The sequence below is a fragment of the Nonomuraea aridisoli genome (assembly GCF_003236395.1).
Lineage (GTDB): Bacteria > Actinomycetota > Actinomycetes > Streptosporangiales > Streptosporangiaceae > Nonomuraea > Nonomuraea aridisoli.
In genome coordinates, this window is record NZ_POUD01000442.1 from 1 (window position 1) to 4,634 (window position 4,634).

The window sequence follows — 4,634 nt, forward strand, 5'->3', positions numbered from 1 at the left end:
GGGGCTCGGTGTCCTCGTGGTGGCGAGGGGTGCCGTTCTGGCGTGGGGTTGTGCCGCGTGGGGCCGTGATGTGGCCTGCCCTAGGGTGCCGTTCCATGGACGGCCACGACACCGCTCGTTTTCCATGGGCTGAGCGTCCGAGCTCTCCGCCGGTATGCCCTACCCGCCCGAGTGTTGCTCCCGATCAGCGAGGTCGGCTGGACGCGCGACGTGGACCCGCACCTCGCGCGCACATGGGGTCCCCCGCCGGGCTCCCCGGTCCCCGAACTGCCCGACGACTACGTCTTCGACTACGACGCGCCTCAGGACCAGGACCGTTTCGGGGTGGGAGACCTCCTGCCGCACACGTTGTACGTCTCCGAGAAGGTCGAGGGCAGCGTCTACCTGCTCAATCCGTACATCGTCACGTCGGGCGGCGAATGGGAGGCATGGCACTTCGACAGCTCGTACGCGCTCGGCGCCACCCGCTTCCGGTCGTTCTGGCATTTGATGGAGGACGCCTTCCGCCGCGACCCGTACTGACGCCCAACCCCGGTCGGGTGAAAGAGGGGGTGAGTGGCTTTGTGGGGGTTCGGGGTCATAGGCTCACCCAATGCGTGATCTAGGTGAGGACCCCCGGCCCGTCCGGGGTGCGGTACGTGAGATCCACTCCCTCGGCGGGGCCGCCACTCTGGCCTACTCCCCCGACCTCGACGGCCTGGCCGATCCCGGCGAGATCGTCTGGGCGTGGGTGCCGTACGAGGAGGACCCTTCCCGGGGCAAGGACCGACCGCTGCTGGTCGTCGGGCGGACCGGGCGCAGGCTGCTCGGTGTGATGCTCTCCAGCAAGGGCGACGACGGGCCCGACTGGGTGGAGCTGGGAGCGTGGGGGCGCGACGGCCGCGTGTCGTACGTCCGGATCGACCGGGTGTTCGTGCTGGACGAGGACGACATCCGGCGCGAGGGCGCGGTGCTCGACGGCGAACGCTTCGCCCGCGTCGCGGCCCGGCTGATGAAGACGTACGGCTGGGGTGCGGGCTGAGGGCTCAGGTCCGCGACCGGATCAGCGCGGGAAGACGGCCGCGAGCGAGGGGATGCGGGCGCGGTAGGCGTCGAGGAGGCGGTGGGCGGTCGAGACGGAGTCCACCAGCGGGTGCAGGGCGAACGCCTCCACCGCCAGCCGCGGCGAGCCTGACAGGGCGGCCTCGATGACGGTCTGCTCGACGGCCTTGACCTGCTGCGTCAGCCCCAGGAAGCGGCCGGGCAGCGGGCGGGTGGCCAGCGGGCGGACGCCCGAGCCGTCCACGGCGCACGGGATCTCCACGACCGCCTCGGCGGGCAGGCCGGGCACCGCCGCGCCGTTGCGCACGTTCAGGATCATCGTGGACGGCTCGCCGCGCGCGATGGCGGCCATGAGGGCGAGCGCGATGCCCTCGTAGCCGCCGGCCTCCAGGTCGGCGGCGTCGCGTTCACCGGCCTCGGCGGTGTCGCGGGCCTCGGCCATGTAGCTCTCGTCGCGCTCGCGGCGCGCCCGCCGCCACGCGTCGAGCGCCTCGCCCGGACGGGCGCGCACGTCGGCGTAGAAGCGGTCCTGCTGGCCCAGCAGCAGTTCGCCGCGGGTGCGCCCGGAGAGTGCGGCCACCGCCTCGCGGGTGAAGTAGTAGTAGTACAGGTACTCGTTGGGCAGCGCGCCGAGCGTGCGCACCCAGTCGGGGCCGAGCAGCCGGGCCTCCTCCACGCGGTGCAGCGCCGCGTCGTCGGCCAGCAGCTCGGGCAGCACGTCACGCCCCTCGTACGTCAGCCCGCACAACCAGCCGAGATGGTTGAGCCCCACGTAGCCGGGCGACACGCGCGCCGGGTCGAGGCCGAGCGCGGCGGCGGCCCGGCGCACCAGCCCGATCGGCGAGTCGCAGATGCCGATCACCCGGTCGCCGAGCACCCGCCGCATGGCCTCGGTGATCATGCCGGCGGGGTTCGTGAAGTTGATCACCCAGGCGTCCGGGGCCACGGCCGCGACCCGCTCGGCCACCCGCATCGCGACCGGTACGGTGCGCAGCCCGTACGCGACGCCGCCGGGGCCGGTGGTCTCCTGGCCGACCAGGCCGAGGTCCAGCGCCACGCGCTCGTCGGCGGTGCGCCCGGCCAGCCCGCCCACCCGGATGGCCGAGAAGACGAACGCGGAGTCGCGCAGCGCGGTGTCGAGGTCGGTGGTCGTGAGCACCCGGGGCGGGTCGTCGTGGCCGGCGGCCAGCCCGCGCAGCACGTGGGAGACGGCCTCCAGCCGCTCCTGCGACACGTCGTGGAGGACGACCTCCTCCACGCGCGGCTTGGCGGTGTCGCGCAGCAGCGCGCCGTACACGAGCGGGACCCGGAAGCCTCCGCCGCCGAGAACGGCCAGTCTCATCGTCGCCCTTTCATCCGAGCAGGATCTCGGCGCCGGCGGCCGCGCAGGCGCGCAGCGTGGCCGGGTCGGCGCCCTCGTTCGTGACGATCACGTCGACGTCCTCGGGGCCGCACACGCGCAGGGCGCCGGTGCCGGGGAACTTGTGCCGGTCGGCCAGCAGCACCACCTGCCGGGCCGCGGTGAGCATGGCGCGTTTCAGCGGCACCTCGGCGAGCGTTGTGTCGACGAGCTGCCCGTCGGGGCGTACGCCGCTGGCGCCGAGGAAGGCCCGGTCGGCCACCACCTGGCCGAGCGCGGCCTCGGTGAGCACCCCGACCAGCGAATGGTACGGCCGCCGCAGCATGCCGCCGAGCAGCAGCAGCTCGACCTCGGTGTCGGCGCGCAGCACGTCGAGCACGGCGAGGCTGGAGGTCACCACGGTGACGCGGCGGCCGCGCAGCCGGCGGGCCAGGCGCATCGTGGTGGTGCCGATGTCGAGCAGCACCACGTCGCCGTCGCGGACGAGCTCCGCGGCGCGGTCGGCGACCGCCTCCTTGTCCTGCTCGTCGGTGGCCACCACCTCGGCGAAGGGCCGCGCGGTGTCGGCGTCGACGGTGAGGTCGGAGGGGGGCAGCGCGCCGCCGCGCACCCGCCGCAGCGTGCCGTCGCGGTCGAGCACCTCGAGGTCCCTGCGGATGGTGGACGGGCTCACACCGAGCTGGCGCGCGAGATCCCGGACGCTGGTGGCCCCCGAGCTGCGGACGCGGCGGGTGATCTCGGCATGCCTCAGAGGCTGGAGCACGGCCGGATTCTATCAGTCAGTTTTGCCCAGGAGTAAGCAGATTGCTCCATATGCTCGCTCGAAACACTTGCAGTGTGCGAGCAAACGTGCAAGATTGCGCACACACTCGATGTGTCGAGGAGGTCCCGTTCCCGTGTCTGCCCAGGCGTATGATCCGCTCGCCGGTCAGCGGACCCCGGAAGGGCCGCAGTTCGACGTCTTCCTGGCCGGCACTGTCTTCCTGGACATCATCTTCACCGGCCTGCCCGCGATGCCCGCGGCCGGCACCGAGATCTGGGCCGAGGGCATGGGCTCGTGCCCCGGCGGCATCGCCAACCTCGCCATCGCGACCAGCCGGCTGGGGCTGCGCACGTCGCTGGCGGCGGCGTTCGGCGACGACGACTACGGCGACTTCTGCTGGCGCACGCTGGAGGAGCAGGAGTCGGTCGACCTGACGCGCTCGCGGCGCTTCGAGCACTGGCACTCTCCGGTGACGGTGTCCATGGCGGTCGAGCGCGACCGCAGCATGGTGACCCACGGCCACCCGCCGCCCATGCCGGTCCCGGAGATGATCGGCACGCCGCCCCGCTCGCGGGCGGTGATCGTCTCGCTCTCCCCCGACGAGCCGCTCGGCGGGCCCGGCGACTCGAGCTGGGCCGAGCTGGCGCACCAAGAGGGGGCGCTGATCTTCGCCGACGTGGGCTGGGACCCGTCCGGCACGTGGTCGCGCTCGCTGCTCGACCAGCTCGCCATCTGCCACGCGTTCATGCCGAACGCGACCGAGGCGATGGCGTACACGGGCGCCGACACCCCGCGCGACGCGCTCTACACGATCGCCGACAAGGTGCCGCTGGCCGTGGTGACCGACGGGGCCAACGGCGCGATGGCGATCGACTCGACGACCGGCGAGGAGGCGTTCGTGCCGGCGCCTCGGGTGACCGCGCTGGACCCGACGGGGGCGGGCGACGTCTTCGGCGCGGGCTTCGTGCTCGGCACGCTGTGCGAGTGGCCGCTGGACGACCGGCTGGCCTTCGCCGGGGTGTGCGCGGCGCTGGCGGTGCAGCAGTTCGGCGGCTCGCTGGCCGCGCCCGGCTGGGGCGACATCGCCGACTGGTGGCACGAGGTGCGCGCCTCGGCGGGCCACGGCGGCGCCTACGGCAGCTCGCTGGCCCGCCGCTACGCTTTCCTCGATCGACTGGTGCCGACGGTCCCGGTCGGGGCGGTGCGCCGTGCGGCCGCCACGATTGCCCGCTACGCCGACGTCGGCATGGCGCCGCCCGCTTCGGGGAAGCAGCCGGAGCGAGACCCCGCGCGCGCCGAGGACGACCCCCCGCCGGAGGACCCGGACACGCCTCGCGCGCCAGCGCAGAAGGAGTAGACATGACCGCCCAGCCGCGCGCATCCAGGACACTCCCCCTGTTCGCCGCGATCACCGCGATCACCGCGGCCCTGGCCGGGTGCGCGCCCGGCTCCTCCGCCCCGCCCGCCTCC

The 4,634-nt window shown here is 73.5% G+C and carries 5 protein-coding genes; 3 read left to right on the forward strand and 2 right to left on the reverse strand.

The window, feature by feature from the left end:
- The first annotated feature begins 174 nt into the window (after positions 1 to 174).
- The gene (locus C1J01_RS46345) at positions 175 to 522 is read left to right on the forward strand and encodes a hypothetical protein (RefSeq protein ID WP_111185363.1); all 348 of its coding nucleotides are present in this window, start codon (positions 175 to 177) and stop codon (positions 520 to 522) included.
- Positions 523 to 592: 70 nt separating this feature from the next.
- Positions 593 to 1,021: a type II toxin-antitoxin system PemK/MazF family toxin gene (locus tag C1J01_RS46350; protein WP_111185364.1), complete on the forward strand. Its 429-nt coding sequence runs from the start codon at positions 593 to 595 to the stop codon at positions 1,019 to 1,021.
- A gap of 21 nt (positions 1,022 to 1,042) precedes the next feature.
- On the opposite strand, the gene C1J01_RS46355 is transcribed toward C1J01_RS46350, so the two are convergent.
- Positions 1,043 to 2,383: a 6-phospho-beta-glucosidase gene (locus tag C1J01_RS46355; RefSeq protein ID WP_111185365.1), complete on the reverse strand. Its 1,341-nt coding sequence runs from the start codon at positions 2,381 to 2,383 to the stop codon at positions 1,043 to 1,045.
- Positions 2,384 to 2,393: 10 nt separating this feature from the next.
- The gene (locus C1J01_RS46360) at positions 2,394 to 3,164 is read right to left on the reverse strand and encodes a DeoR/GlpR family DNA-binding transcription regulator (protein WP_111185366.1); all 771 of its coding nucleotides are present in this window, start codon (positions 3,162 to 3,164) and stop codon (positions 2,394 to 2,396) included.
- Positions 3,165 to 3,297: 133 nt separating this feature from the next.
- Here C1J01_RS46360 and C1J01_RS46365 point away from each other — a divergent pair, with 133 nt between their 5' ends.
- Positions 3,298 to 4,521 (forward strand): PfkB family carbohydrate kinase, encoded by a 1,224-nt coding sequence (locus C1J01_RS46365; protein WP_111185367.1) that lies wholly within the window; start codon positions 3,298 to 3,300, stop codon positions 4,519 to 4,521.
- The last annotated feature ends 113 nt before the right edge of the window (positions 4,522 to 4,634 follow it).